Origin of the sequence: Saccharothrix sp. 6-C (assembly GCF_016695385.1) — a bacterium.
Classification (GTDB): domain Bacteria; phylum Actinomycetota; class Actinomycetes; order Mycobacteriales; family Pseudonocardiaceae; genus Actinosynnema; species Actinosynnema texasense.
Genome location: NZ_CP064192.1, coordinates 3,305,866 through 3,331,465 on the forward strand (window position 1 = coordinate 3,305,866; position 25,600 = coordinate 3,331,465).

Below are 25,600 nucleotides of genomic sequence, written 5' to 3' on the forward strand. Positions count from 1 at the left end.
ACGCCGTCACCTCGACAACTCCGGCCGACACCGTCGCCACCCCAGGGAGAGCCCTGTCATGAGCACCCGAAGGCCGCACCCGGCGGTCGTCCTCGCCGTGGCGCTCGCCGCGTCCGCCGCGACCGCCGCCACACCCGCGCACGCCCAACCGCCACCGCTGGTCACCGACCCGACCAGCCTCGTCAACCACTTCATCGGCACCGGCAGCGGCGGGGAGCACGTCGGCTCCGTCAACACCTTCCCCGGCGCCGTCGCGCCGTTCGGCATGCTCAGCTGGAGCCCGGAGACCACCTCCCGGCCCGCCGGCGGCGGCTACGACCACCGCGACCAGGCCTCGCTCGGCCTGAGCGTCACGCACCTGTCCGGCGTCGGCTGCCCGGTGCAGGGCGACCTGCCGATCCTGCCGACCGTCGGCGCGGTCACCGGCTCGCCGGCGGGCGCCACGCTCCCGTTCAGCCACGCCGACGAGAAGGCGAGCCCCGGGCTGTTCGAGACGAAGCTGGGTGACGCGGGCACCGGCGGCGCGATCACCGCGCGCGTCGCCGCGACCACCCGCACCGGTGTCGGCCGGTTCACCTTCCCCGCCACCGAGCAGGCCAACCTGCTGTTCAAGGCGGGCTCCTCGCAGGTGGCCAACACGGCCGCGCAGGTCCGCGTCACCGGCCCGGACCAGCTCGCCGGCACCATCGCCGGCGGTCGGTTCTGCGAGCGGCCCAACACCTCCGCGGTGCACTTCGCCGCCGTGTTCGACCGGCCCTTCGCCGCCACCGGGACGTGGCACGACGACGTGCTCACCCCCGGCGGCACGGCCGTCGACCACCCGCGCGGCGGCGCGTGGGTCACCTTCGACACCCGCCGACAGCGCCAGGTCGGCGTGAAGGTCGCGATCAGCTACGTCAGCCCGGCCAACGCCCTGGCGAACCTGCGGGCGGAGGCGCCCGGCTGGGACGTCGACGGCGTGGCCGGGCAGACCCGCGCCGCCTGGCACCGGCTGCTGTCGAAGATCCAGGTCGGCGGCGGCACGCGGGACCGGCAGACCCAGTTCTACACCGCCCTCTACCACTCCCTGCTGCACCCGAACGTGTTCAGCGACGTCAACGGCCAGTACACCGGCTTCGACAACCGCGTGCACACCTCGGACCGGGTGCGGTACGCCAACTTCTCCGGCTGGGACACCTACCGCACCCTGGTGCAGCTGCAGGCCGTGCTGGCGCCGGCCGAGACCAGCGCGATGATGCAGTCGTTGGTGGACATGGCCGCCGAGGGCGGCTGGCTGCCGAAGTGGCCGGTCGCCAACGGCTACACCGGTGTGATGAACGGCGACGCGGCCGCCGGGCTCCTCTCCTCGGCCCACGCGTTCGGCGCCCGCGACTTCGACACCCGCGCCGCGCTGGCCGCGCTGGTGAAGGGCGCGACCCGGGTGCCCACCCCGGCCGAGCTGGGCCAGGGCTGGTACGAGCAGCGGCCCGGCCTGGCCGAGTACCTGCGTGACGGCTACGTGCACAACACCAAGGCCACCGACATCTCCCACGTGCCCAACGGCGCGTCGGCCACGCTCGAGTACGCCATGGCGGACTTCGGCATCTCGCGGTTCGCCGGCGCGCTCGGCGACCAGGCCACCGCCCGCGCGTTCCTGGTCCGCTCGCAGAACTGGACCACCCTGGTCAACCGCGGCTCGGGCTTCCTGCAACCGCGCGACGCGACCGGCGCGTTCCCGGCGGGCAACCCGGTCACCACCGGCATGGGCGTGTTCGGCCAGTCCGGGTTCCAGGAGGGCAACGCCGCCCAGTACCTGTGGCTGGTGCCGCACGACGTCCGCGGCCTGCTGGACGCGGTCGGCGGCGACGCGCGGGCGATCAGCCGGCTCGACCGGTTCTTCACCCGGGACAACGCCGGGCCGAACAACCCGTTCTACTGGGCGGGCAACGAGGTCAACATGCACGTGCCCTACCTCTACAACTACGCGGGCGCGCCGTGGCGCACCCAGGAGGTCGTCCGCCGCACCCTGGACACCCGCTACGCCAACACACCCGGCGGCGAACCCGGCAACGACGACCTCGGCGCGCTGAGCTCCTGGTACGTGTGGTCGGCGATGGGCCTGTACCCGGCGACCCCGGGCACGGACGTGCTGACCGTGACCACGCCGCTGTTCCCGCGCGTCCAGGTGGACCTGCCCGGTCACCGCACCACGATCACGTCCACCGGCAGCGGCGCCTACCTGCGCGGCCTGTCCGTGGACGGCACGGCGACGCAGCGCACCTGGCTGCCGGGGTCGGCGCTGCTCGGCGACGGTCCGGGCGGCCGCGCGGCGACCTCGCTGGCGTTCGGCCTGACCGGGCAGCCGGACCGCACGTGGGGCACGGGCGCCGACGCCCGCCCGCCGTCGTTCCCGGCGGGCGCACCGCGGTTCCCGCCCGGGGTGACGCCGGTGGAGCTGACCACCAGCCCCGCGCGGCCGACGGTCGCGGTCGGCTCTCCGTCCACCGCCGCGCTGTCGTTCGCGGTCGGCGCGGGCGCGGAACCGGCGACCCCGGTGTCCGCGTCGACCGTGTCGTGGCGGGCCACACCGCCCGCCGGCGTGACCGTGACCCCGGCGGAGGGCACGGCGAGGGTGGTCGACGGCGTGGCCACCGCGCAGGTGTCGTTGCAGGCGGCCGAGGGCGTGGTGCAGGGCTTCACGAGCATCCCCGTCGTGCTGACCTCGGAGGTGGCGTTGTCGCCGGTCTCGGTGCCGGTCGCCGTGGTCGGCTCGGGCGCCTCCGCCCGCGTGTGCGGCGTGCTCGGCGCCACGAACCGGGCCAAGGGCATCACGCACATCGAGAGCGGGGGCGACGGCGTCACCACCCCGGTCACGGTCGGCGGGCGTGAGGCGCGTCGGATGGTCGAACGGGTGCCCGGCGGCCTGCACATGTACTTCTCGGTGGACGAGCGGATCGCCGCCGACGGCCGGTTCCCGACCGCGTTCACCGTCGACTACTTCGACGAGGGCGCCCACTCGTGGAGCCTCCAGTACGACTCGCGCGACGGCAGTGCCTACCAGCACGCCGGCAGCGTCACCAACACCGGCACGAACACGTGGAAGACGGCCACGATCACCGTGCCGGACGCGGCCCTGGCGCACCGCCAGAACGAGCGGGCCGACTTCCGCCTCGCCTCGGGCTCACCGGTGGTCGTGCACCGGGTGACGGCCGTGGTCGACGGACCGGGCGTCCTCCCGATGGACCTCTGCGGCTGAGCCACCCCTGAACACCCGGCACGACCGCCACCCGGGCGGCTTCGCGGACGCCCGGCCGAGAAAGGAACCCTGCCATGGCCGAGTCCCCACCGCGGTGGGCGCGGGCGTTCGGCGCCTCCCTGCTGACCGCCTCCCTGCTGCTGCCCCTCACCCAGAGCACCGCCGCCGCGGCCATCCCGCCCGGTGACTACCAGCAGGTGCAGCTGGCCTCCGGCGCGGCCAAGCTCGGCGAGCCGATGTCGCTGACCGTGCTGCCCGACCGGTCCGTCGTGCACACCGCCCGCGACGGCACGGTCCGCGTCACCAACGCCGCGGGCAACACCACCACCGTGGCCGGGAAGCTCGACGTCTACACGCACGACGAGGAAGGGTTGCAGGGCGTCGCGGCCGACCCCGCCTTCGCCACCAACCGCTGGCTGTACCTGTACTACTCGCCTCGCCTGAGCACACCGGACGGCGACGCGCCGACCGAGGGCACCGAGGCGACGTTCGCGCCGTGGCGCGGCGAGCTGCACCTGTCGCGGTTCACCCTGAAGACCGACAACACCCTCGACCTGGCCAGCGAGAAGATCGTGCTGCGGGTGCCCAACGACCGCGGCCAGTGCTGCCACGTCGGCGGCGACCTCGACTTCGACGCCCAGGGCAACCTGTACCTGACCACCGGCGACGACACCAACCCGTTCGTCTCCGACGGGTACACCCCGACCGACCAGCGCGCCGACCGCAACCCGCAGTTCGACGCGCAGCGGTCGTCGGGCAACACCAACGACCTGCGCGGCAAGGTGCTGCGGATCAAGCCGCAGGCCGACGGCACCTACACGGTCCCGGCGGGCAACCTGTTCGCACCCGGCACCGCGCGCACCCGGCCCGAGATCTACGCCATGGGCTTCCGCAACCCGTTCCGGATGAGCGTGGACAAGGCCACCGGCATCGTCTACCTCGGCGACTACGGCCCGGACGCGGGCGTCACCAGCCCGACCCGCGGCCCGAGCGGCCAGGTCGAGTTCAACCGGATCACCCGGCCGGGCAACTTCGGCTGGCCCTACTGCACCGGCACGAACACCACCGACGAGACCTACGTCCGCTACACGTTCCCGAGCGGTCCCTCCGGGGCGCGCTACGAGTGCGGCACCGGCGTGAACAACACCTCGCCCCGCAACACCGGCCTGGCCACCCTGCCCGCCGCGCAGCCCGCCTGGATCAGGTACGCGGGCGACGCGGGCTCGCCGCCGGAGTTCGGCGGCGGCTCCGAGTCGCCCATGGGCGGCCCGGTCTACCGCTACGACCCCGCCCTGGACTCGGCGACGAAGTTCCCCCAGTCGCTGGACGGCCGCTACTTCGCGGGCGAGTACGGCCGCCAGTGGATCAAGGCGATCGGGGTGGGCGCGGACGGCTCGCCGGGCCCGATCGAGGCGTTCCCGTGGAGCGGCACGCAGGTCATGGACATGCAGTTCGGGCCGGACGGCTCGCTGTACGTGCTGGACTACGGCACCGGCGGCGGCAACCAGGCCATCTACCGCATCGACTACAAGGGCAACGCCCCGCGCGAGCCGGTCGCCCGGGCGGCGGCGGACCGCACGTCCGGACCGGTGCCGCTGACCGTGAGGTTCTCCTCGGCGGGCAGCACCGACCCGGAGGGCGGCGCGCTGTCCTACCGGTGGACCTTCGGCGACGGCGGCACCTCCACCGAGGCCAACCCCATGCACACCTACACCGCGGCGGGCAACTACTCGCCGACGTTGACCGTGACCGACCCGCAGGGGCTCACCGGCACGGCCAGCGTCCTGGTCACCGCGGGCAACACCGCGCCGACGGTCACGTTGCGGGCGCCCGGTGACGGCGCGCTGTTCGCGTTCGGCGACACGGTGCCGTTCCAGGTGTCCGTGAGCGACCCGGAGGACGGGGCGATCGACTGCTCCCGGGTCAAGGTGACCTACCTGCTCGGCCACGACAGCCACCGGCACCAGATCACCCAGGCCACCGGGTGCGGCGGGCAGATCACCGTGCCCGTGGACGGCGAGCACGACGCCGCGGCGAACATCTACGGCGTCTTCGACGCGGAGTACACCGACCGGGCGGGCCTGACCTCGCACGCGGTGAGCGTTCTGCAGCCGCGCCACCGCCAGGCCGAGCACCACACCGCCCAGCAGGGCGTCGAACCCGCGAACCACGGCGGCGCGGAAGGCGGCCGCACGATCGGGTTCACCGACAACGGCGACTGGATCTCGTTCCAGCCCTACCGCCTGGGCAACGCCCGGTCGGTGACGGCCCGCGTGTCCTCCGGCGGCCCCGGCGGCACGATCGAGGTGCGCGCCGGGTCCGCGACCGGCACGCTGCTCGGCACGCTCACCGTGCCCAACACGGGCGGCTGGGACACGTTCGCGGACGTCTCGGCGGACCTGGCGAACGCGCCGACCGGCACGACGGCGCTGTTCTTCGTGTTCAAGGGCGTGACGGGGCAGGGCAACCTGCTCGACCTGGACGCGTTCACCTTCACCACCGGCGCCGTCGGGCCGCCCGGACCCGAGGTGCTGGTGTTCAGCAAGACCGCCGGCTTCCGCCACGACGCCATCCCGGCGGGCACGCAGGCGATCCGCGACCTGGGCTCGGCCAACGGGTTCACCGTCACCGCCACCGAGGACGCCGCCGCGTTCACCACCGCGAACCTGGCGAGGTACGCGGTGGTGGTGTTCCTCAACACGACCGGCGACGTGCTCGACGCCGCGCAGCAGACCGCGTTCCAGTCCTACGTGGATGGCGGCGGTGGCTACGTCGGCGTGCACGCGGCGGCGGACACCGAGTACGACTGGCCCTACTACGGCCAGCTGGTGGGCGCGTACTTCCACTCGCACCCGCACATCCAGCAGGCCACCGTGCGGCCGGAGGACCGGTCCCACCCGGCGACCGCGCACCTGCCGGCGACGTGGAGCCGCACCGACGAGTGGTACAACTTCCGCACCAACCCGCGCGCGACGTCGAAGGTCCTGGCCAACGTGGACGAGTCCGGTTACACCGGCGGCACCATGGCGGGCGACCACCCCATCTCGTGGTGCCGCACGCAGGCGTCGGGCCGCTCGTTCTACACCGGGCTCGGCCACACGGTCGAGTCGTACGCGGACCCGGTGTTCCGGAACCACCTGCTCGGCGGCATCCGGTACGCGGCGGGCCTGGTGCAGGCGGACTGCCGCCCGCAGGGCCAGCCGTCGCAGCGGGTCGAGGGTGAGGCGTACACGTCCTCGGCCGGTGTGCAGATCGCCTCGCACGGCACGGCCGGCGGCGGTCAGACCGTCGGTTACATCGACGACGGGGACTGGGCCGGCTACGGCCAGACCACCGCGTCGGGCAAGACCCGCTTCACCGCGCGGGTGTCGTCGGGCAACGCGGGCGGGCGCATCGAGATCCGCGCGGGGTCGCAGACGGGCACGCTGCTCGGCTCGGTCGCGGTCACCGGAACCGGCGGCTTCGACCGGTTCGCGGAGGTGTCGACGACGTTGGCCGGCCCGGCGTCCGGCCCGGTGTTCCTGGTGTTCACCGGCACCGGCGCGGGCGGGTTGTTCGACGTCGACCACTTCACCCTGTCCTGACCGGGTGAGCGGTCCCCGAGCCCGATCAGCGCGGGCTCGGGGACCTCGTCGCGGGTCTCGCACCGTGCCGGGACCCGGGACGGGCGTCACGCCCGGAACCGTTGGGCACCAGGCGTTGGCGGCACTTCGACCGAACCCGCGGCACGCTGCGGCGAGAGGTGTAACCTCCGCAGGTGATCAGGAGGAACGGCGGCCCGAAAAGACGCCCACGCGCGACCCGCCCGTTGGGAATGCCGTTGCTGCTCCTGCAGATCGCGCTGGTCCTCCTGCTCGGGTTGACCATCACGGTCCTCGCCGCGGTCGCCGTGTGGTGGTGGCTCCTCGGTCGTCCGCCGGTGGTGCCCGGCGCCCCGGTCGACTTCACCGTCGAGAACCGCTACCGGCTCCTGACGATCGCGTTGACGGTCGCCGGGGGCGTCGGCGGGGTCACCGCGCTGGTCATCGCCTACCGCAAGCAGCTCCTCGGCGAGGCGGAACACGCGCGCGAGGACACCAAGCTGTTCACCGAGCGCTACGCCCGCGTCGCCGAGCAGCTGGGCTCCGACAAGGCCGCCGTGCGGCTCGCCGGCGTGTACGCGATGGCGGACCTGGCAGACGACTGGCAGAGCCGCCGCCAGGTCTGCATCGACGTGTTCTGCGGGTACCTCCGACTGCCCTACCGGCCGCCGGACGGCGCCGGGTCCGCCGAGGACGAGCGCGCGGCACTGGAGGAGCGGCAGGTGCGCCACACCGTCATCCGGCTGGTCCGCGACCACCTGCGGCCCGGGGCGGAGGTCGGCTGGAACGGGCACGACTTCGACTTCACGGCGGCGGTCTTCGACGGCGGGGACTTCGGCGGCGCGGTGTTCGACGGCGGCGCCGTGTCGTTCCGGTCCGCGCGGTTCGTCGGCGGTGACGTCTCCTTCCGCGACGTGGTGTTCGGCGAGGGCGCCGAGGTCTCCTTCGACGGCGCGGTGTTCGACGGCGCGGAGGTGTCCCTCGACGGGGCCGCGTTCGCCGGTGGGCAGGTGTCGTTGCGCGCGGCGGACTTCCTGTCCGGCACCGTGGACCTCTCGAAGGCGCTCCGGTGGCAGCCCCCGCCGGAGCTGGACCCGGAGCGGGCGGGACCGGTGCTGGTCCTGCCGCCGTTCGGTCGACTGCTGCGCGCGGTCCTCGACCGCCGACCCGTGGTCCGGGCCGGCGGGTCCAAGACGGCGCGGCGGGAGGCGGCCGTGCGCAAGGCGCACGCCCTGCCGGACCGGGAGGACCTGATCGGCTACCTGGAGAACGGGCACGTGCCGATCGCGTTCACCGAGCGGCGCGTCCACGTGACCCCGACGCTCAAGATCCCCTACTCGGAGGTCGCGGAGGTGACGTTCACGTGGCACAGCGAGACGGTGGGCGGCGGCACCGACCAAGGCCCCGCCCACGACACCATCACGTACATCCGGATCCACCACCGGGACGTCGAAGAGCGGCTCTACCAGCACGGCGACACCGTGGTGGAGCTGGTCCGGGCGATCCGCCGGCTCCCTCGGCCGTGAGCGCGCTCCTCCCCGCCGCCTTCCGCGTGGTGGACGGTCCGCCGGTCGGCACCGGGGGTCCGGTCTCAGCGGCGGTGACAGCTCAGTTGCTCCGGTAGAAGGTGGCGTCCGCCCTGGCCGTGGGGTCGCCCGCCGGCTCGAGGTAGAGCTTGAAGTCACGATGCCGCAGGTAGCGGTCGGGGAAGTTCTTCGACCGCAGCGAGACGCCTCCCGCGTCCGCGAGCCCGTCCACGAGGTGGAAGGTGGAGTCGTCGACCCAGGTCCGGTCGCCGGCCCCGGCCGGTCCCTGGAGCTTGATCCGGAAGTCCTGGTGGCGCAGGCACCGGTCCGGGTAGTTGACCGACTGCAGGGCCACCTGGTCGCCTCCGCGGTCGAGCAGGGTGAAGCGGAAGTCGTCCGCCGGCTGGTCCGGTGGGGTGAGCTCGCCCAGCCAGTTCCGGTGGCGGAGGTACCGGTCCCGGAAGTTGGCCGACCGGAACTTCCACGTCACCGGGGCCTGCCAGTGGATCTTGGTCCAGGCGGTGTAGTCGTGCGGGCCCTCGGACTGCAGAGCCTTGACCTGGAACACGTAGGCGTGGCTCGACGTGAGCCCGCCGACGTCGCGCCGGGTGGAGTTCCCGGGGAGGTCGGTCTGGGAGTCGTCCGGCGCGCCGACCCCCCAGCGCAGCAGGACCTTGTCGTACCTGGCGTTGTTGGTCCACGCCAGGGCCGCCGTCTCATTGGCGTACGTCGCCACGTGGAGGCCGGAAGGGGCGCGCGTCGCCGGCGGCGGCCCCAACGGACCGGTGGTCCGCGCCTGGAAGCTCGCTCCGCGGACGTCGCCGTCGGGGTAGACGCAGTCGACGGTGAAGGTGAGCAGCGTGCCGCTCGGCAGGTTGGACCACGTGTAGCCGTTGAGCACCGTGTCGGGGAGCGTCTCCGCGGAGGCACGGGGATTCGGGTGCACGCGGAACGCCGACGGAGTGTCTCCGTTCACGCCCCAACTGTTGAACACCTGGTGGTCGGAGACCACCGCGTTGCCGAACGCAGGTTCGACGTGTCCCATGGCATGTCCTTTCGTCAGGTCGGAGGAAGGCGCGGGCCGCCGCTGCCGCGTCAGGCGATGTCGGGGCGGGGCGGCCCGGGGACGAACCCGTCGGTGATGCGGAACGTCGCGTCGGCGCGGGCCAGGTCGTCGGCCGCGGGCTGCAGGTAGAGCCTGAAGTCGCGGTGGCGCAGGTAGCGGTCCGGGAAGTTCACCGACTGGAACGACGCCCACGACGGGTCGGCCAGGCCGGGGACGATGCGGAAGGACGTGTCGGCGAGGAACAGCTCCGACTCGGGCGTCAGGTAGGTCGGCGGCCGGTCGGGGTCGATGACGAGGTGGTCCTCGTGCAGCTTGATGACGAAGTCCTGGTGCCGCAGGCGGAACCGCGGCCAGTCGGACGCCCGGAACGCGACGCTCTCGCCGACGCCGGGGTTGTGGTCGCCGCGTCCGGAGAGGAACGTGGCGTCCCGCTTGTCGAGGTCGGTCGTGATGTCGGTCAGCTCGCCGAGGAAATCGCGGTGCCGGACGTACTTCGTGGGGTGGTTGAAGGACTGCAACGACATCGTCGGGTAGTTGCCGTGATGCGCCATCGGACTTCTCCCTTCACGCGCATGACGGCAAGAGTCCGCCGCGGTGGTGGGTGGGGGAACAGCGCGGTCCGCTCAGCGGACCGGCCTCAGCGGCTCGTCGACAGGCTCCGGGTGATGTCCAGGGAGGCCCGCCGCACGAGGTCGTCCAGCCCCGCGGGCACCCGCTCGGTCACCGAGATCGCGCCGACCGCGCCGATGAGGGAGCCGTCGTCGCGGCGGACCGGCACGGCGACGCAGCACAGGCCGGCGATCACCTCGTGCCGGTCGATGACCGCCGACCCGGCCCGGCGGAACTCCGCGAGCGCCCGCCGCCACTCGCCGGACGTGAACCCGGCCGGCGGGTCGCCCGCAGCCGGCGCGCCGGCCAGCCGGAGGACCTGCCCGGTGGCGGTGGTGACGGGGAACTCGTCGGCGGGGTGGAACCGCGGCAGTTCCGTCACCGGTCCGCGGGTGCCGAGGACCACCCGCACCCGGTTCTCGTGCAACACGGTCACCACGACGGCGGTCGAGGTGAGGACCGACAGCCGGCGCACCGGCTCGCGAGCGGCGTCCTGCAGGCCGGGGATCGGTTGCCAGGCGTTGCCCAGACGCGACATCAGGTGCCCGATGAAATAGCGCCCCCCGTAGCGCTGCACGGCGGCCAGCTCCACCAGCTGGTCCACCAGCCGGTGCGTGGTCGACTTGGGCAGCCCGGCTTCACGGGCCAGCCCGGACAGCCCCATGCCGCACTCGGCGCGGGAGAGGACGTCGAGCAGCCGGAAGCCGCCTTCGAGCACACCGCGGCCACCCACCGCCTCGTCGACCTCGTGCCGCACCGGATCGCGCACGCCCACCTCCCCCTCCACCTGCAAGCTCGTCACCCGGCCCACGTCCGTTACCGAAGCGCAGCCCTCGTCGACCGGCGCCCTCATGGGCCTCTGCCGGCGGAGGACCAGTGGGGCGAGGTCACCCAAGAGTCGGGGGTCGCGGGGTCGGAGGCACCACAACCCGATCACAAGCCTGCTGCTCTACAACATCGGAGAACCGGAAACCCGGGCACCACACGAGTGGGGGACAGGTATGAGGAGCAGCGCACGAGGAGGCGTGGTCGCCGTGGCGCTTGTCGCGGTCACGGTGGCCGCGGGGGCGATCACCGGTGCGAGTGCGGAGGGCGACGCCTACGGCGGGTGGGTGCGCCGGGAGGGGAACACCATCCACTTCGTCGCTTACGAGGGCTTCCAGAACCACGTGGACGCGCAGAAGGAGGGGGAGATGGTGATCGTGGACAAGAAGAACCCGATCGCCCTGCACGCAGGCAGCGGATGCTGGCAGAGCGGGTTCTCCGAGAACGCCGTGACGTGTGGCGACGGGGTCACGGCGGTCCACATCGACCTGGGCGACGAGAATGACGAGCTCTCCGTCCGAGAGCCGATGTCGACCATCCTGGGCGGCCCCGGGAGCGATGTGATCAAGATCGGGATGTCGGACGACACCGTGTCAGGAGGACCGGGCGACGACACGATCTTCACCTGGCAAGAGGGCAGTGGCAGCGACACGCTCAAGGGCGGCGACGGTGCCGACACGGTCGAGTACGGTTACGGGTCCGGTTCGCCCCCCGGGGACTTCGTCTACAACGACATCGAGAGCATCACCGGCGACCCGGGCCTGTACACGCTGCTCTGGATCGTCGAGGGGGCGGCCCACGTCGACGTCCACGACGCGGAGCTCCGGCACACCGCCGCGCCGGACAGGGCGAACTCCGCCGTGGTCTCGCCGCTGCCCGGCGGACGCCACCTCGTCCGCGACGCGGCGCCGATCGTCGCCGGCGTCGGCTGTCGGCACCTCGAACCGTCCGACCTGACCGCGGTCGCCTGCGACGGGGTCCGGCGCATCACCCTGGTCGGCGACGACGGGGACGATCGGCTCGCCAACGGCACCGACCTGCCCGCCACGCTGCTCGGCGGTTCGGGGGACGACGTCCTCGAAGGCGGTTCGGGCGAGGACGTCCTGGATGGCGGCACGGGCACGGACACGTGCGCCGGCGGCGAGCGCGTGAGGTCCTGCGAACGGTGACCGTTCACGACTCGTGATCGCGGCCGGGTCGCGACCCGGGGCCCGGACCGGGGCCGCCCGAAAGGCGGTGGCGCCCGGTCCGGGCCTCGTGGTCTGCTGGTCGTGAGATGACCGCGAAGGCCGACATCAGGGTGCTGGGCAACCTGGAGTTGATCGGGCCGGCGGGCCCGGTCGGGCTCGGCGGCCCGCGGCCCCGCACCATGTTCGGCCTGCTCGCCCTGCGGGCGCCACGCGTGGTGTCGCAGGAGGCGTTGCTCGACGCGATCTGGGGCGAGGACCCGCCGCCGTCGGGCACTCGGAACCTGCACGCCCACATGGCCCACCTGCGTCGTTCGCTCGCCCGCGCCGGCCTGGGCGACTTGATCGTCACCCGTCCACCCGGCTACGCCCTGGACGTGCGACCGGAGGCGGTCGACAGCAGGCGGTTCGAGGAGTTCGTCCGCCGCGCTCGCAGCGCCGGGACGCCCGGCGAGGTCGCCGCCCACCTGCGTGAGGGGTTGGCGCTGTGGCGCGGGGACGTGCTGGCCGACTGCCCCGTCCACGAATGGGGGCACGCCGAGGTGGCGAGGCTGCGCGAGGTCCGCCTCTCGGCGATGGAGGAGCTGCTGGAGGCCGACATCGCTCTCGGCCGCGGCGCGCACGTCGTCGCCGAGCTCGAAGGGCTGGTCGCCGACCACCCGCTGCGGGAGCGGTTCTGGGAGCTGTTGATGCTCGCGCTCGCCGAGGGCGGGCGTCGGAGCGACGCGCTGAATGCCTACCGACGGGCTCGGGCCACCTTGGTCGACCAGCTCGGCCTGGAACCGGGCGCCGGGCTGCGCCGGCTGGAGGCCACCGTGCTGGCCGCGGGCGTCGAAGAGGCACCGCGACCGGCGGAGCGCGACTTCCCCGCCCCGATGACGCCCCTGGTGGGCCGGGCCGAGGAGGTCGCCGAGCTGACCGCGTTGCTGGAGGACCACCGCCTGGTCACCCTGGTCGGCATGGGCGGGGCCGGCAAGACCAGGCTCGCCCTCGCGGTCTGCGAGAACCGGGCGGAGGCGGTCTTCGTCGACCTCGCGCCGCTGTCCGACCCGCACCGGCTGCCGCAGGTGCTGTGCGACGGGCTCGGCGTCCGCGAGGACCCGGGCGTCGACCCGGTCGACACGGCGGTCCGCCACCTGAGGGCACGGCCCGTCACGCTGGTGCTCGACAACTGCGAGCACGTGCTCGACTCCTGCGCGCCGGTGGTCGACCGCCTGCTGCGCTCCTGCCCCCGCCTGCGCGTGCTGGCGACCAGCAGGGAGGCCATCGGCCTGCTGGGTGAGGCGATCCGGCCCGTGGCGGGCCTGGCGACGCCGCCGGCCGAGGCGACCGGTCTCGACGAGGTGCGCGACTACGCCGCCGTCCGGCTGTTCCTCGCCCGCGCGGCGCAGCCCGCCGCCCGAGCCCTTACCGACGACGACGCCGGCGCGCTGGCCCGCCTCTGCCGGCGGCTGGACGGCTTGCCGTTGGCCCTCGAACTGGCCGCCGCACGCACGAACGTGCTCTCCATCCCCCAGATCGCCGACCGGGTGCACGATCCCGCGCTGCTGCACGCCCCCCAACCCGGCGGGCGGCCCCACCACCAAGCGCTGGACGTGACCATCTCCTGGAGCTACGACCTGCTCGACGACGCCGCCAAGACCAGGTTGCGCCGCTTGGGCGTGTTCCACGGCGGGTTCGACCTCGACGCCGCGCAAGCGGTGTGGGAGGAGGACGGGCCGAGCACCCTGGACGCCCTGGCCGGCCTGGTGGCGAAGTCGCTGGTCGTGGTCGACCACCGCCCGGCGGGCGCGCGGTACCGGCTGCTGGAGGTGATCCGGCACTTCGCGGTCGGCAAGCTGGCCGGTCGGCCCGCCGAGGCGGACCGGGCGCACGAGCTGCACGGCCGGTTCTACCTCGCCTCGGCCGAGGACGCGGACGCGGGCCTGCGCGGACCCCGGCAGGTCGAGTCGATGCGCCGGTTCGGGGCGGAGGCCGAGAACCTCTGGGCGGCCAAGGAGTGGTTCGCCGCTCGTGGCGAGGACGCGGCGGGGCTGCGCCTGGCCGTCGCCACGGCTCGGTACCACCGGCTCAGCGGCCACTACCGGCGCGGCCGGCGCTGGCTCGACGACGCGCTCGCAGGCAGGCGGGACGGTGCGCCGCCGCCCCTGGTGACCGCCGCCCTGATCGCCGCCGCGTTCCTCGCCTACTTCCAGTTGGCCTACGCCGATTCGGCGGCGCACGCGACCAGGGCGCTGGCCGGGTTCCGCGCGCTGGACGACCGGACGGGCGAGGCGAGGGCGCTGCGGCTGCTCGGCTCCATCGCCCGGGAACGGGGTCACTACGAGGAGGCCCGCGAGTACTACGACGAGGCCTTGGTCGCGCAGGCCGACGACCCGGCCGCCGTCGCGGACATCCGCCAGATGGCGGGCTTCACCGCGTGGGCGGCGGGGGAGCTGGACGAAGCCGAGGCGCTGCTGAGCGAGGCGCTGCGCCACTACCGGTTCGCGCGGGACGAAGAAGGCGTCGCGTCCACGCGCATCCAGCTCGCGCTCACCGCCGTCTACAAAGGACAGCTCAGGCGAGCCGGCAGGCTGGCCGAGGAGGCGCTGAGCACCTTCCGCGAGCTGGGGTTCAAGGAGGGGCTCGGCTACGCCTACGACGTGCTGGGGCTGGTGGACCTCCGGACGGGCAACCCCGTGGACGCCGTCGCGCGGCTGCGCGCGGGCCTGGAGGTCCACGGCGCGGTCGGCGACCGCTGGCGGCAGGCGAGCGTGGCCGACACCCTGGCCGCCGCCTACCTGGCCATCGGGCGGCCTTCCACCGGGGCACGGCTGCTCGGCTTCGCCGACTCCTTGCGCGAACCGCACGGCATCCCCGTCCCGGCGCAGGAACGCGACGACCGCGAGCGGACCGCCGCCCGCGCGCGCTCGATGCTCGGCGAGGACGCCTATCACGTGGCGTACGCCGAAGGTGCCGAGACGCCTGTGACGCTGGAGGACGGGCCTCGACCGCTGCGTGCCACCTGACGGCGCCGGCGCCGCTCCCGGGAGCCGACGCGGCGCGGTGGCCGACCGTCGTGGGCCGGCCACCGCGCCGCGCTGTCACAGGTTGACCTGCCAGTGGAGGTTCACCTTGTACTGGCCGTCGTGGCCGATGAAGGTCATCGTCGTGGGCGGCAGCCGGTGGTTGGTCCAGCCGAGGTTCTGCGGGTTGACGTAGAACGGCTGGAGCCGGTGCGGCAGCTTCACGAACGCCGTGCCGGCCTTGAACAGCTCGTCGTCGAGCAGGCCCATCAGCCAGGTCGCGAACTTGTCCGCCAACCAGCCCACGACCTGGCCGATCGCCTCGGCGATGGCGGCCCCGACGTAGGGCGCGGTGGCCGAGGCGACCGCCTTGGCGATCTCCGCCTGCACCTTGGCGGAGACCTTCGCCCAGGCTTGCTGGATCGCGGCGGCGAAATCGCCTTCGTCCTCCTCCGCCAGCATCACCGTGGCCACGAAGCTGCGCGGCCAGGCACCGGCGGCGGTGAGGTCGAACCGCCGGAACAGCTTGCCGGGGTCGGCGTAGTTGACCGAGTCGCCCTGGTCGAAGTCGCCGACGAACCACCGGTTGACCTTCGTGGCCTTGCCCATGTGGTCGACGGCGACGCCGCCCATGGCGATCTCGTCCTCGAACCACCAGTCCGAGGTCTCGTCCACGCACTTGACCTTGTCCACTCGCAGGTCGAGCGACGTCAGCTTGGGCAGGGCGGACCGCGCGGCGGCCTCGTCGTCCACCCAACCCTCGCGCTCCAGCTCCGCGGCACGGGCCAGGATCGTGCGGTTGAGCGACTCGCGGTCGTACCGCACGTCGGCGAAAGCGCCGTCGAAGCCCAGCCTGCGGAACTCCTCCACGGGCAGCCGGCCGTGCCTGCCGAACTGCTCGATCCTGGTCTCCACCGGCGAGGCGACCAGGGTTCGCGCCGTGTCGACGATCGGGCGGAGGCGGTCGGCGGGCAGGGACAGCAGACCGGTCCTCAGGTCCGCCTCGATGCTGCCCTCGGGGTAGGTCGCGGTCGGGTCGGAGGCGACGGCGCTGTAGGTGTAGCGCAGCGCCAGCTCGGCGTCCTGCGTGATGGTGAGGAGCGCCGGGTGGGTGTCGGCCAGCGGGGCGGGGCCGGGCGTCGGCGGGTACTCCGGCTCCTCGACAGCCGTGCGGGGCGGCCCGGCGACTGCCTGCGCGGGCACGGCCAGCACCGCCAGCGACGCCACGAGCAGCGGGATCGCGTAACGGCGCAGACCCGGAAGGCCGGTGCGCGGTGGTGTTCTCATCCGAGGACCTCTCTGTCGTGGACGACCGGGCGATCGTCTCCGGGGAAGGTCTACGGACGGCGGGTTGCGACCGGCCTGTGCTCCGGTTGTGGTAACCCGGGCAGGGGAGCCGGATCACCTCGAGCACCGCGCGGAGGCGTTGGTGTCCGGGCGCAGCCACGGTGACACGCCCACCGCGGGCTCATCTCCCGTAGCAGGCCACTCCACGCACGGTCTGGGCGAGTGGACCAGCGGATGTCGACGTATGGGCGTGCCGGGGTGCTGGGCGGACAGCGCAGCCACGGCGCGCCGGCTGACGCCGAGCTGGGCGCGGATCGGTCGGTCGAGGAGCTGCCTGGCCGTCGACGCCCTGATCACCGCGGTGGTCGTCCGGCGGCGCCGTCGGCGCCGCGTCGAGCGGACGACGCCGCCCTACCCGCCGGGTTCCCACTACCGGTCCTGACACCGCGGGGGCGGTTCCACTGCCGGTGGGACCGCCCCCGCGCACGACCTTCCGCCTCCTGGTCCCGAGGAACGTCGGCTCTCGGGCAACCTCCTGCCCGTCCTGCGCTCTCGTCCAGGTCGCGGCGTGGACGGCGAGCGCCGCGGTTCAGCGGTCCGACGCGGGGTTGCGACGCCCCGCCGGTGTCGCGGAGGCGTCCGCGCGGGCGAGGACTTCGTGGGCCGCGCGGAGGACGGCAGGGTCCACGAAACGGCCGGCGCGGTCCACCGCGGCGTGGTCGGTGAAGTCCCGGACGAGCGCGGCGGCTTCGGCGATCTCCGCCGGCGTGGGGGTGAAGACGGCGTTGATCGTCGCGACCTGGCGGGGGTGCAGGGCCGTGCGAGCGCGGAAACCCTGACGCAGCAGGAGGTTCGTGGTCTCCGCGAGCCGCTGCGTGTCGTGCACGTCGGTCTCGACCGGGCCCACCGGCGCGTTCAGGCCGGCCGCGGCGGAGGCCAGCACCACCTGGAGGCGGATGCCGTGCAGTTCGCTGCGCCGGTCGTCCGGGCGCAGGCGCAGCTCGCCGGCGAGGTCGGCCTCCCCGATGCCCAGCCGCGTGACGCGGGGTGCGGCGCACACCTGCTCGACCCGCAGCACGCCGAGGGCCGTCTCGATCAACGGCACGACCGCGATCGCGCCCGGGGCCAGGTGGTGGCGGCGTTCGACGGCGGTGAGCAGGTCGGCCACGCGGCGCAGCGGTCCGGGTTCCGCCTTCGGGACCCAGATGCCGGTCAGGGCGGGTGACGCGACGGCCGCGACGTCCTCCTCCACGAGGTCGGGCTCGCTGTTGACCCTGACCCAGACGGACCGGCCCGGTGGCAGGTCGGCGAGCAGGGCGCGGACGGCCCGGCGGGCGCGGTCCTTGTCCGCCGCGGGCACCGCGTCCTCCAGGTCGAGGATCACGGCGTCCGTGTCGCCGGCGACCGCTTTGCGCAGCCGGTCCTCGTGGTGCCCGGGGACGTAGAGGAAGCTCCTCGCGGGTGGTGTCACCAGCTACCCCTGAGCATCTCGGAGACCCGGCGGGCCGCGTCGACCACGGCCGGGCCGCAGCTGCGCATGACCTCGTCGCCGAGCCTGGCCGTGGGGCCGCAGACGCTGAAGCACGCGAACGCCCGCGCGTTGGGCCGGGCGGTGATGGGCGCGGCGACCGCGGCGGCGTAGGGGTCGCGCTCGCCCACGCTCTCGGTGTAGCCGCGGGCGCGGTCGGCGTCCAGGAGGTCCCGCAGCTGCCGGTCGTCGTGGACGGTCCGCTCGGTCAGCGGCGTCAGCTCCGTCTGCGACAGGTACCGGTCCAGCTCGGCGGCGCTGAAGGTCATCAGGATCGCCCGGCCCGACGCGCCCGCGTACAGCGGGGCCCGCCGGCCGACCTCGATCGTCATGCGCACGTCCTGGCGGCTCTGCACCTGGGCGACGTAGACGCGGTGGGAGCCGAGGACGAAGCTGAGCGTCACGGTCTCGCCGGTCAGGTCCCGCAGCTCCTCCATCACCGGCAGGGCGAGCGCCCGGACGTCGACCGACCCCAGGGCGGCGAGGCTCAGCTCGGTGGCGCGCGGGCCGAGTTGGTACTTGCCGCGCTCGTGCTCCTTGGCGACGAGGCCCCAGCTCGTCAGCGCCTCCAGCACCCGGTGCACGGCGCTCTTGGGCAGCGCGAGCCGCTCGGCGATGTCCGTGACCCCCAACTCCGCGTCCGCGCCGGTGAAGCTCAGCAGCACGGCGGCCACCCGGTCGACCGACTGCATCCCGCTCGACTGCATCCCACTCGTCCTCTCGACGTCCACGGCTCTCACAACCTCCCCCTCAGCGCGGCTGCCGCGGCGCGCACCCCGACCGCCCGCGCGGCGGCCAGCCCGGCCAAGCGCCCCTCGAACGCGGCTTCCAGGGCGGTGCGGGGCGCGTAGGCGTCGCCGACGGACGTCGTCGACACCCCGCTCGGCACGGGTGGGTGGGCGTTGGCCTCGCGCGGGCGCAGGAACACCACCGACGAGACCTGGTCCACCTGCTCGGCGCGACCCGACAGCGGATCGGTGAGGATCATAGAGTCGCCCGCCATCCCGGTCGGCGCGCGCAGCAGGACGGCGCTGAACCCCCTGCCTCGCAGGCGGTCCAGCAGCGCGGGCTTCGAGTAGACCGGCACGCGCCAGGACAGCGCGGCGCGGTCGGTGACGAGGGTGACGCGGCGGCCGTCGTGCAGCAGGTGGTCGGCCAGCGCGAGGGCCGTGGCGGTGCCGTCCTCGTCCACCAGCACCACGTGCCGACCGGTGCCGCCGGGCTCCTCGACGGCCCGGTCCACCGGGATCTCCGGGTAGGAGGAACCGGACGTCGCCCGGACCGGTTCGGCGGGCGCGGCGGCCCCGGTCGCGAACACCACGTGGTCCCAGCCCTCGGCGAGCAACGCCGCGTCGGCGCGAACGCCCAGCCGGACGTCGACGCCGAGGTGGCGCGTGGTGGCGGCGAGCTGTTCGACGAACAGGCCGAAGCGCCCGCGCATGGGCAGCTTCGCGGCGAGCCGGAGCGCGCCCCCGAGTTCGGGGGCGGCCTCCACCAGGGTGACCCGGTGCCCGGCGGACGCGGCGGCGCTCGCGGCCTCCATCCCGGCGGTGCCACCGCCCACGACGAGGACGCGCAGCTTCGGCGCGTGCCGCGCGGCTTCGCGCAGGGCCGCCCACTCGCGTTCCAGGCCGACCTCGGGGTTGACCACGCAGCTGATGCCCAGGCCCAGTTCGAGCCGGCCCGCGCACCCCTGGTTGCAGGCGATGCACTCGCGGGCCGGGGGCGCGGCCGGATCGGTGCGCGAGGCCACGAGGGTGGGCAGCGCGATGTGCGGTCGCGCCAGGGCGACGAGGTCCGCGCTGCCGTCGGCGACGAGCGCGGCGGCGTTGTCCAGGTCGTCCACGCGGCCGACCGCGAGCACGGCGAGGTCGGGGAACGCCGCCTTGAAGGCGCGGGGCAGGTGCCGGAACGGCAGGGCGGGGAAGCTCATGTCGGCGATCTGCGTCGCCACGCTCCCCGTGCCGACGTACGCGGAGTGGCTGACGTGCAGCACGTCGAAGCGGTAGTCGCGGACGAGCAGTCCGGTGACGACGAGCATCTGCTCCAGGTCGAGGCCGCCGTCGAGGAACTCGTCGGCGCTGACGCGCAGGATCACCGGCATGGTTCCCGGCAGCGCGCCGAGCACCGCTTCGACCACCTCCCGGGCCAGCCGCAGCCGGTTGGCCAGGCTGCCGCCGTAGGCGTCGTCGCGGTGGTTGGTGGCGGGGGAGAGGAACTGCTGCAGCAGGTGGCCGTGCCCGAGGTGGAGCTCGACGGCGTCCACGCCCGCCGCCGCCACCCGCACGGCCGCCGCGGCGAAGGCGTCGACCAGCTCGGCGATCTCGTCGGTGGTCATCGAGTGCGGGATGGCCGCGGTGCTCGACCACGGCAACGCCGACGCGCCCCACGCCGCGGTCAGCACGTTGTGCCCACCGGCCTGCCGCCCCACGTGCAGGAGCTGGGCCGCGAGCTTCGCGCCGCCGCCGTGCACCACGCGGACCAGCTCCGCCAGCGAGCCGACCACCCGGTCGTCGAACGCCGACACGGTGTTGGCCCGGCCCAGGCTCGTCGGGTGCACCCGCATGCCCTCGGTGATGATCAGGCCGACACCGCCCTCGGCCCTGGCCCGGTGGTAGGCGAGGTGGCGGTCGGAGAACAGGCCGTCCACCGCGAAGTTGGTCGTGTGAGCGGGCACGACGACGCGGTTGCGCAGTTCCAGCCTGCCGGCCCGGACCGGGGTGAGCAGCTCGTCGGGTGTCGTCACCGCACCTCCTCTTGACGTGAGCCGTCCAGGGCAGACCTCTGGACCGATCAGGCGACTGTGGTTACGTCCGGTTACGTCCTTGCATCGCCAAGCTAAGAACCTTGACATGATGTGCGCCACTCCTCAGAGTGGAACACAAGCGTACTGCCTTCCCACTGAGCGGAACAAGGTGAGGTTTCGGATGACGAAAAGATCACTGGACCGGGCGAAGCGGACATTCGGCACGTCATCTGGAATCACCCGAATGGGCGTCCTCGTCGCGGCGATTGCGCTCACCGCCACGGCCTGTGGCGGCGGAGGCGGCGGGGCCGCCGGCGGCCAGGCGGCCGGCTCCACGTTCACCTACGCGCTGTCCGGCCTCCCGACGAGCCTCGACCCCGCCGACTACCAGGGCGACCCCTCCCGCAACGTCGGGTTCGAGCTGGGCAGCTCGCTGTTCCGGTGGGGCACGGAGAAGCTGGACAAGGCCGGGTGCGACGTCCTGGCCAACGTCGACCAGCTCGAGGGGGAGCTGGCCGACACCCACGAGCGCTCGGAGGACGGCAAGTCCGTCAAGGTCACCCTCCGCGACGCCACCAGCGCCGCCGGCAACAAGCTCACCTCCGCCGACGTCAAGTGGACGATCGACCGGCTCGTCGCGCTGAAGGTCGGCACGCCCACCACGCTGATGCAGGACGTCGCCGACTACGCCGCCGACCCGATCAAGGTCGTGGACGACAAGACGTTCGAGATCGTCATGGACAACCCGTCCGCGATGGACACCGCGATCCTGACCTGGGCCCAGTTCCGCATCCTCGACAGCACCGAGGTCAAGAAGCACGTCACCGAAGCCGACCCGTGGGGCAAGGAGTACGTCGCCAAGAACAGCGCGACCTTCGGCCCGTGGACCCAGAAGCCGGAGGACTTCGTCGCCGGCGACCGGCTCACCCTGTCCCGCAACCCGAACTACCCGGGTGAGCGCGGCGACGTCGAGAAGCTGGTCTTCCTGTCCGTGCCCGACGCCTCCAGCCGCGCCCAGCTCGTCTCCACCGGCAACGCCAACTACGGCACGGGGCTCCAGTACGAGCAGTACGCCCAGCTGAAGTCCACGCCCGGCGTCGAGGTGCAGACCTGCGTGTCGGCCGACCGCATCCCCCTGGTGCTCAACGCGGCGGACCCGGTGCTCGGCAAGCCCGAGGTGCGGCAGGCGTTCTCGCTGGCCATCGACCGCAAGACGATCGTGGACGCGGTCTACCGCGGCTTCAACAAGCCGAGCCGGTACGGCCTGAGCCAGGCGTACGGCATCGAGCACACCGCCGAGGGCACCTACGCCCACGACGTCGACAAGGCCAAGGAGCTGCTGGCCGACGCGGGGGTCGGCGCCACGTCGATCACCCTGCACATCAGCCCGGCGCGACCGGGCCCGGAGGCCGAGCAGATCGCGATCCTGCTCAAGGACCAGCTGGCCAAGGTCGGCGTCGAGGTCAAGATCCAGACCGTCGCGAGCGCCACCGAGATCAACACCATCTTCCACGACGGCAACTTCCAGGCGCTGCTGTACCTGGAGCCGCCCGCCGTCGCCGACCCCTACTACTCGGTGTTCCTCTACAACTCCTCGTTCAGCAAGCTCAACACCTTCGGCTACGCCAACGCGGAGCTGGACGCCGTCGCGCGGCGGATCGGCGCCCTGAGCCCCGGCCCCGAGCGCGACGAGCTGGCCAAGGAGGCCTCCGAGCTCCAGGTCGCCTACCCCGGCCTCATCTACCTGGTGGACCGCGACTTCGTGCACGCCGTGCGCACCGGGTTCACCAACTACCAGCACGCGCCCAACGGCGAGATGTTCGTCCACACGCTCAAGCGGGGATGACCCAGATGACCGACTACCCGAACCTGTTCAGCCCGATGCGGATCGGCCCGAAGACGGCCAAGAACCGCATCTGGATGACCGCCCACAGCACCCAGCTGGTGAAGGACCACAACTTCAGCGACGCCCACGTGCACTACTACGCGGAGCGCGCCAAGGGCGGGGTCGGCGTCATCACCATGGAGGCGATGGCGGTCCACCCCACCACCCAGCCGTACAAGGGCAAGATCTTCGCCTTCGACAAGGCGGTCGTGCCGAACTACCGCAAGCTCGCCGCGGCCGTGCGCGAGTACGACTGCCTGCTGCTCGCCCAGCCGTGGCACCGCGGCCGGGAGACCAGCGGCCAGGTCAACCGCCTGCCGGTGTGGGCGCCGTCGTCGGTGCCCTGCGCCGTCTACCGCGAGATGCCGCACGTCCTCACCGCCGAGGAGATCGACGAGCTCGTCCAGGGCTACGTCCTGGCGGCGCGCTACGCCGTCGAGGGCGACCTGGACGGCGTGGAGGTGCACGGCCTGGCCCACGGCTACCTGCTGGGGCAGTTCCTCTCGCCCGCCACGAACCACCGCGACGACGAGTACGGCGGCGACTTCGACCGGCGGCTGAGCCTCGTCCTGGAGATCATCGAGAAGACCCGGGCGGAAACCGGCCGGGACAAGATCGTCGGCGTCCGCATCAACGGCAACGACGGCGACGTGCCGGGCGGGCTGACCAACGAGGACTGGACCCGCATCGCGCGGGCCATCGCCGACACCGGCCTCGTCGACTACATCTCGGTCACCCAGGGCACCTACCTGGAGCGGATGAACATCTACGGCGCCACGCCGAAGCCCGCCGGGTTCCAGGTCGAGGACACCGCGCGGATCAAGGCCGCGGTGCCGGAACTGCCGATCGTGGTGGCGGGCCGGATGAACACCCCGGAGCTGGCGGAGCAGGTGCTGGCGTCGGGCGGCGCGGACCTGATCGGCATGGCCCGGACGCTGATCGCCGACCCGGAGTGGCCGAACAAGGCGCGGGACGGCAAGGCGAACTCGATCCGGCCGTGCGTCGGCGCGAACTGGTGCCTGGCCTCGATCGTCAACTCGCCGCTGGCGTGCGTGCACAACCCCGCCGTGGCGCGGGAGGCGGAACTGGGCGTGGGCACGCTGCTCCCGGTCAGCGTCGCCAAGCGGGTGGCGGTGGTCGGCGGCGGCCCGGCCGGGCTGCGGACCGCGCTCACGGCGGCCCAGCGCGGCCACCACGTGACCCTGTTCGAGCAGGAGTCCGAGCTGGGCGGCCAGGTCCGGCTGATCGGCCGGTCCGAGACCTACGCCGAGTGGCAGGGCATCACCGACTGGCTCGTCTCCCAGCTCGGCGAGACCTCGGTCGACGTGAAGCTCGGGCACCGGGTCGAAGCGGCCGAACTGCTCTCCGGCTACGACGAGGTGGTGGTGGCGACCGGCTCCACCCCGCTCAAGCACGGCTGGAGCTCGTTGCGGCCGGCGTCGTGGGGCGACGGCACGACCGTGCCCGGCGTGGACCAGTGGAACGTCCACTCCATCAAGGAGGTCCTGGAGGGCAGGGCGGAGATCGGACCCCGGGTCATGATCTTCGACGACACCGGCGCGCGGCAGCCGCTGGTCGCCGCCGAGTACCTGGCCGACCGCCGGCACGCGGTCACCCTGGTCACCCGGCTGCCGCAGGTCTCGCCCGACCTGGAGGCCAGCCGCGACCTCCAGTCCACCTACCGCCGGGCCCGGAACAAGGGCATCCGGTTCATCACCGACCACGAGCTGGCCGAGGTCGTGGAGGACACCGTCGTCCTGCGCGACGTCTGGACCGGCGAACTCGTGCCGCACGAGGACGTCGACGCGGTCGTGCTCAGCACCGGCAACCGGGCCGACGACGCGCTGTTCCACGCGCTCAAGGGTTCCGTGCCGGTCCGCGCGGTGGGCGACTGCGTGTCGCCGCGCCGCGTCTTCAACGCCATCTGGGAAGGCGAACTCGCCGGAAGGGACATCTGACCGATGACCGACAACACCGCCGCCACCACCGAGATCACCGACGAGGAGGCCCTGGCCCGGGTCAAGGCCCGCCGCGGCTACCTGCTGCCGGTGCACGAGCTGATGGCCGAGGTCGACCCGCAGATCCTGCGCAAGTACGACGACCTGGCCTCGGACCTGCTGTTCTCCGACCAGCCACGCGCCCTGGACCTCAAGACGCGCTACCTGGTCCTGGTCGGCATCACCACCGCGGTCAAGGGCGACCCCGACGGCATCGTCTGGAGCGCCAAGCGGGCCGTGCGCGAGGGCGCCACCAGGCGGGAGGTGCTGGAGGCGATCCTGCTCTCGGCGCTGCCCGGCGGCGTGCCCACCGTCGAGGAGGCGACGCACGTGCTCGCCAAGGTCTTCGACGAGTCCTGATCCACGACGGTCGGCGAGGAGGCCGGAGGATGACCACGTTCACGCTGCGGGTGGCCCGGGCCGGGCAGGACGACGGCGAGCTGACCGCGTTGCCCGAACGCGTCTACAACCTGGGCTCGGCCACGGTGGACCCGGCGTCCGCCCTGGCGCACCAGGAGGAGGTCGCGGACGTCGGGGTGCGCATCGCGTTCGACCGGCCCGCACCGCGCGTCTACCCGATGTCGGTCAACTCGGTGACCACGGACGACACCATCGGCGTGCACAGCGGGCGCACCTCGGGCGAGGTGGAGCTGGTGCTGGTCGTGCAGGACGGCGAGGTGTACGTCGGCGTCGGGTCCGACCACACCGACCGGGAGCTGGAGCGGCACAGCATCATCTGGGCCAAGCAGTACTGCCCCAGCGTGCTGGGCCGCCGGGTCCGGCCCCTGGCCGACGTCGAGGCCGCCTGGGACCGCCTGGTGCTGGAGTCCGAAGTGGACGGCGAGCTGTACCAGCGCTCGCCCGCCTCCGTCTTCCTGCCGCCGAGGGACGTCATCGCGGCCCTCGGCGCGCGGGTCACCGACCTGCCGAAGTCCTACCTGGTGTACTGCGGCACCTACACCAGCCTGGACAAGCGCATCCGCTTCGGCACCAGGTGGACCGCGCGGCTGCGCGATCCCGAGGGCGACAGCCTCGAACTCGACTACGCGGTGGTCGACCTGCTCGCCGAGGTCGAACCGGACCACCGAGTCCCGCTCCGACCGACCGACCAGTAGCCGGGAGA

The 25,600-nt window shown here is 73.0% G+C and carries 16 protein-coding genes; 9 read left to right on the plus strand and 7 right to left on the minus strand.

Annotated elements, in window-relative coordinates:
* The first annotated feature begins 58 nt into the window (after positions 1-58).
* The 3 genes from IOD16_RS14290 (at position 59) to IOD16_RS14300 (ending at position 8,342) form a co-directional block, all read left to right on the plus strand.
* The gene (locus IOD16_RS14290) at positions 59-3,235 is read left to right on the plus strand and encodes a GH92 family glycosyl hydrolase (RefSeq protein WP_201440444.1); all 3,177 of its coding nucleotides are present in this window, start codon (positions 59-61) and stop codon (positions 3,233-3,235) included.
* A gap of 74 nt (positions 3,236-3,309) precedes the next feature.
* Positions 3,310-6,819, plus strand: coding sequence for a ThuA domain-containing protein (locus IOD16_RS14295; RefSeq protein WP_201440445.1), 3,510 nt, complete (start codon positions 3,310-3,312; stop codon positions 6,817-6,819).
* Positions 6,820-7,055: 236 nt separating this feature from the next.
* Positions 7,056-8,342, plus strand: coding sequence for a pentapeptide repeat-containing protein (locus IOD16_RS14300; RefSeq protein WP_201440446.1), 1,287 nt, complete (start codon positions 7,056-7,058; stop codon positions 8,340-8,342).
* Between the two features lie 82 nt (positions 8,343-8,424).
* Here the strand turns inward: IOD16_RS14300 and IOD16_RS14305 are convergent, their stop codons facing one another.
* The 3 genes from IOD16_RS14305 to IOD16_RS14315 all read right to left on the minus strand — a co-directional run bounded on the left by IOD16_RS14305 (position 8,425) and on the right by IOD16_RS14315 (position 10,819).
* On the minus strand, positions 8,425-9,387 hold the full coding sequence (locus tag IOD16_RS14305; protein ID WP_201440447.1) for an AbfB domain-containing protein: 963 nt from the start codon (positions 9,385-9,387) through the stop codon (positions 8,425-8,427).
* 50 nt (positions 9,388-9,437) lie between these two features.
* Positions 9,438-9,959 carry an AbfB domain-containing protein gene (locus IOD16_RS14310; RefSeq protein ID WP_201440448.1) on the minus strand — a complete coding sequence of 174 codons (522 nt, stop codon included), beginning with the start codon at positions 9,957-9,959 and terminating at the stop codon, positions 9,438-9,440.
* Positions 9,960-10,045: 86 nt separating this feature from the next.
* Entirely contained in the window at positions 10,046-10,819 is a 774-nt protein-coding gene (locus tag IOD16_RS14315; RefSeq protein ID WP_201440449.1) for an IclR family transcriptional regulator, read from the minus strand.
* A gap of 232 nt (positions 10,820-11,051) precedes the next feature.
* Between IOD16_RS14315 and IOD16_RS14320 the strand changes: the two genes are divergently transcribed.
* Together IOD16_RS14320 and IOD16_RS40965 are read left to right on the plus strand one after the other, a co-directional pair.
* Positions 11,052-12,011: a hypothetical protein gene (locus IOD16_RS14320; RefSeq protein WP_201440450.1), complete on the plus strand. Its 960-nt coding sequence runs from the start codon at positions 11,052-11,054 to the stop codon at positions 12,009-12,011.
* A gap of 107 nt (positions 12,012-12,118) precedes the next feature.
* Positions 12,119-15,037, plus strand: coding sequence for a BTAD domain-containing putative transcriptional regulator (locus tag IOD16_RS40965; RefSeq protein WP_201440451.1), 2,919 nt, complete (start codon positions 12,119-12,121; stop codon positions 15,035-15,037).
* Between the two features lie 75 nt (positions 15,038-15,112).
* On the opposite strand, the gene IOD16_RS14330 is transcribed toward IOD16_RS40965, so the two are convergent.
* The 4 genes from IOD16_RS14330 to IOD16_RS14345 form a co-directional block, all read right to left on the minus strand.
* The gene (locus IOD16_RS14330) at positions 15,113-16,321 is read right to left on the minus strand and encodes a hypothetical protein (protein ID WP_201440452.1); all 1,209 of its coding nucleotides are present in this window, start codon (positions 16,319-16,321) and stop codon (positions 15,113-15,115) included.
* Positions 16,322-16,910: 589 nt separating this feature from the next.
* Positions 16,911-17,792: an HpcH/HpaI aldolase/citrate lyase family protein gene (locus tag IOD16_RS14335; RefSeq protein WP_201440453.1), complete on the minus strand. Its 882-nt coding sequence runs from the start codon at positions 17,790-17,792 to the stop codon at positions 16,911-16,913.
* Complete coding sequence (locus IOD16_RS14340) at positions 17,789-18,556, minus strand: IclR family transcriptional regulator (protein WP_123741205.1); 768 nt, start codon at positions 18,554-18,556, stop codon at positions 17,789-17,791. Before IOD16_RS14340 ends, IOD16_RS14335 begins: the two co-directional genes overlap by 4 nt.
* Before the next feature lie 29 nt (positions 18,557-18,585).
* Positions 18,586-20,595: an oxidoreductase gene (locus IOD16_RS14345; RefSeq protein ID WP_236594976.1), complete on the minus strand. Its 2,010-nt coding sequence runs from the start codon at positions 20,593-20,595 to the stop codon at positions 18,586-18,588.
* Between the two features lie 244 nt (positions 20,596-20,839).
* Here IOD16_RS14345 and IOD16_RS14350 point away from each other — a divergent pair, with 244 nt between their 5' ends.
* The 4 genes from IOD16_RS14350 to IOD16_RS14365 are packed head-to-tail and all read left to right on the plus strand — an operon-like array spanning position 20,840 to position 25,592.
* Complete coding sequence (locus IOD16_RS14350) at positions 20,840-22,441, plus strand: ABC transporter substrate-binding protein (RefSeq protein ID WP_201440455.1); 1,602 nt, start codon at positions 20,840-20,842, stop codon at positions 22,439-22,441.
* Complete coding sequence (locus IOD16_RS14355; RefSeq protein WP_236594977.1) at positions 22,438-24,438, plus strand: FAD-dependent oxidoreductase; 2,001 nt, start codon at positions 22,438-22,440, stop codon at positions 24,436-24,438. The genes IOD16_RS14350 and IOD16_RS14355 overlap by 4 nt, the downstream gene beginning before the upstream one ends.
* Positions 24,439-24,441: 3 nt before the next feature.
* On the plus strand, positions 24,442-24,837 hold the full coding sequence (locus tag IOD16_RS14360; RefSeq protein WP_201440457.1) for a carboxymuconolactone decarboxylase family protein: 396 nt from the start codon (positions 24,442-24,444) through the stop codon (positions 24,835-24,837).
* Positions 24,838-24,866: 29 nt separating this feature from the next.
* Positions 24,867-25,592 (plus strand): DUF2848 family protein, encoded by a 726-nt coding sequence (locus tag IOD16_RS14365; protein WP_201440458.1) that lies wholly within the window; start codon positions 24,867-24,869, stop codon positions 25,590-25,592.
* Positions 25,593-25,600 lie beyond the last annotated feature (8 nt).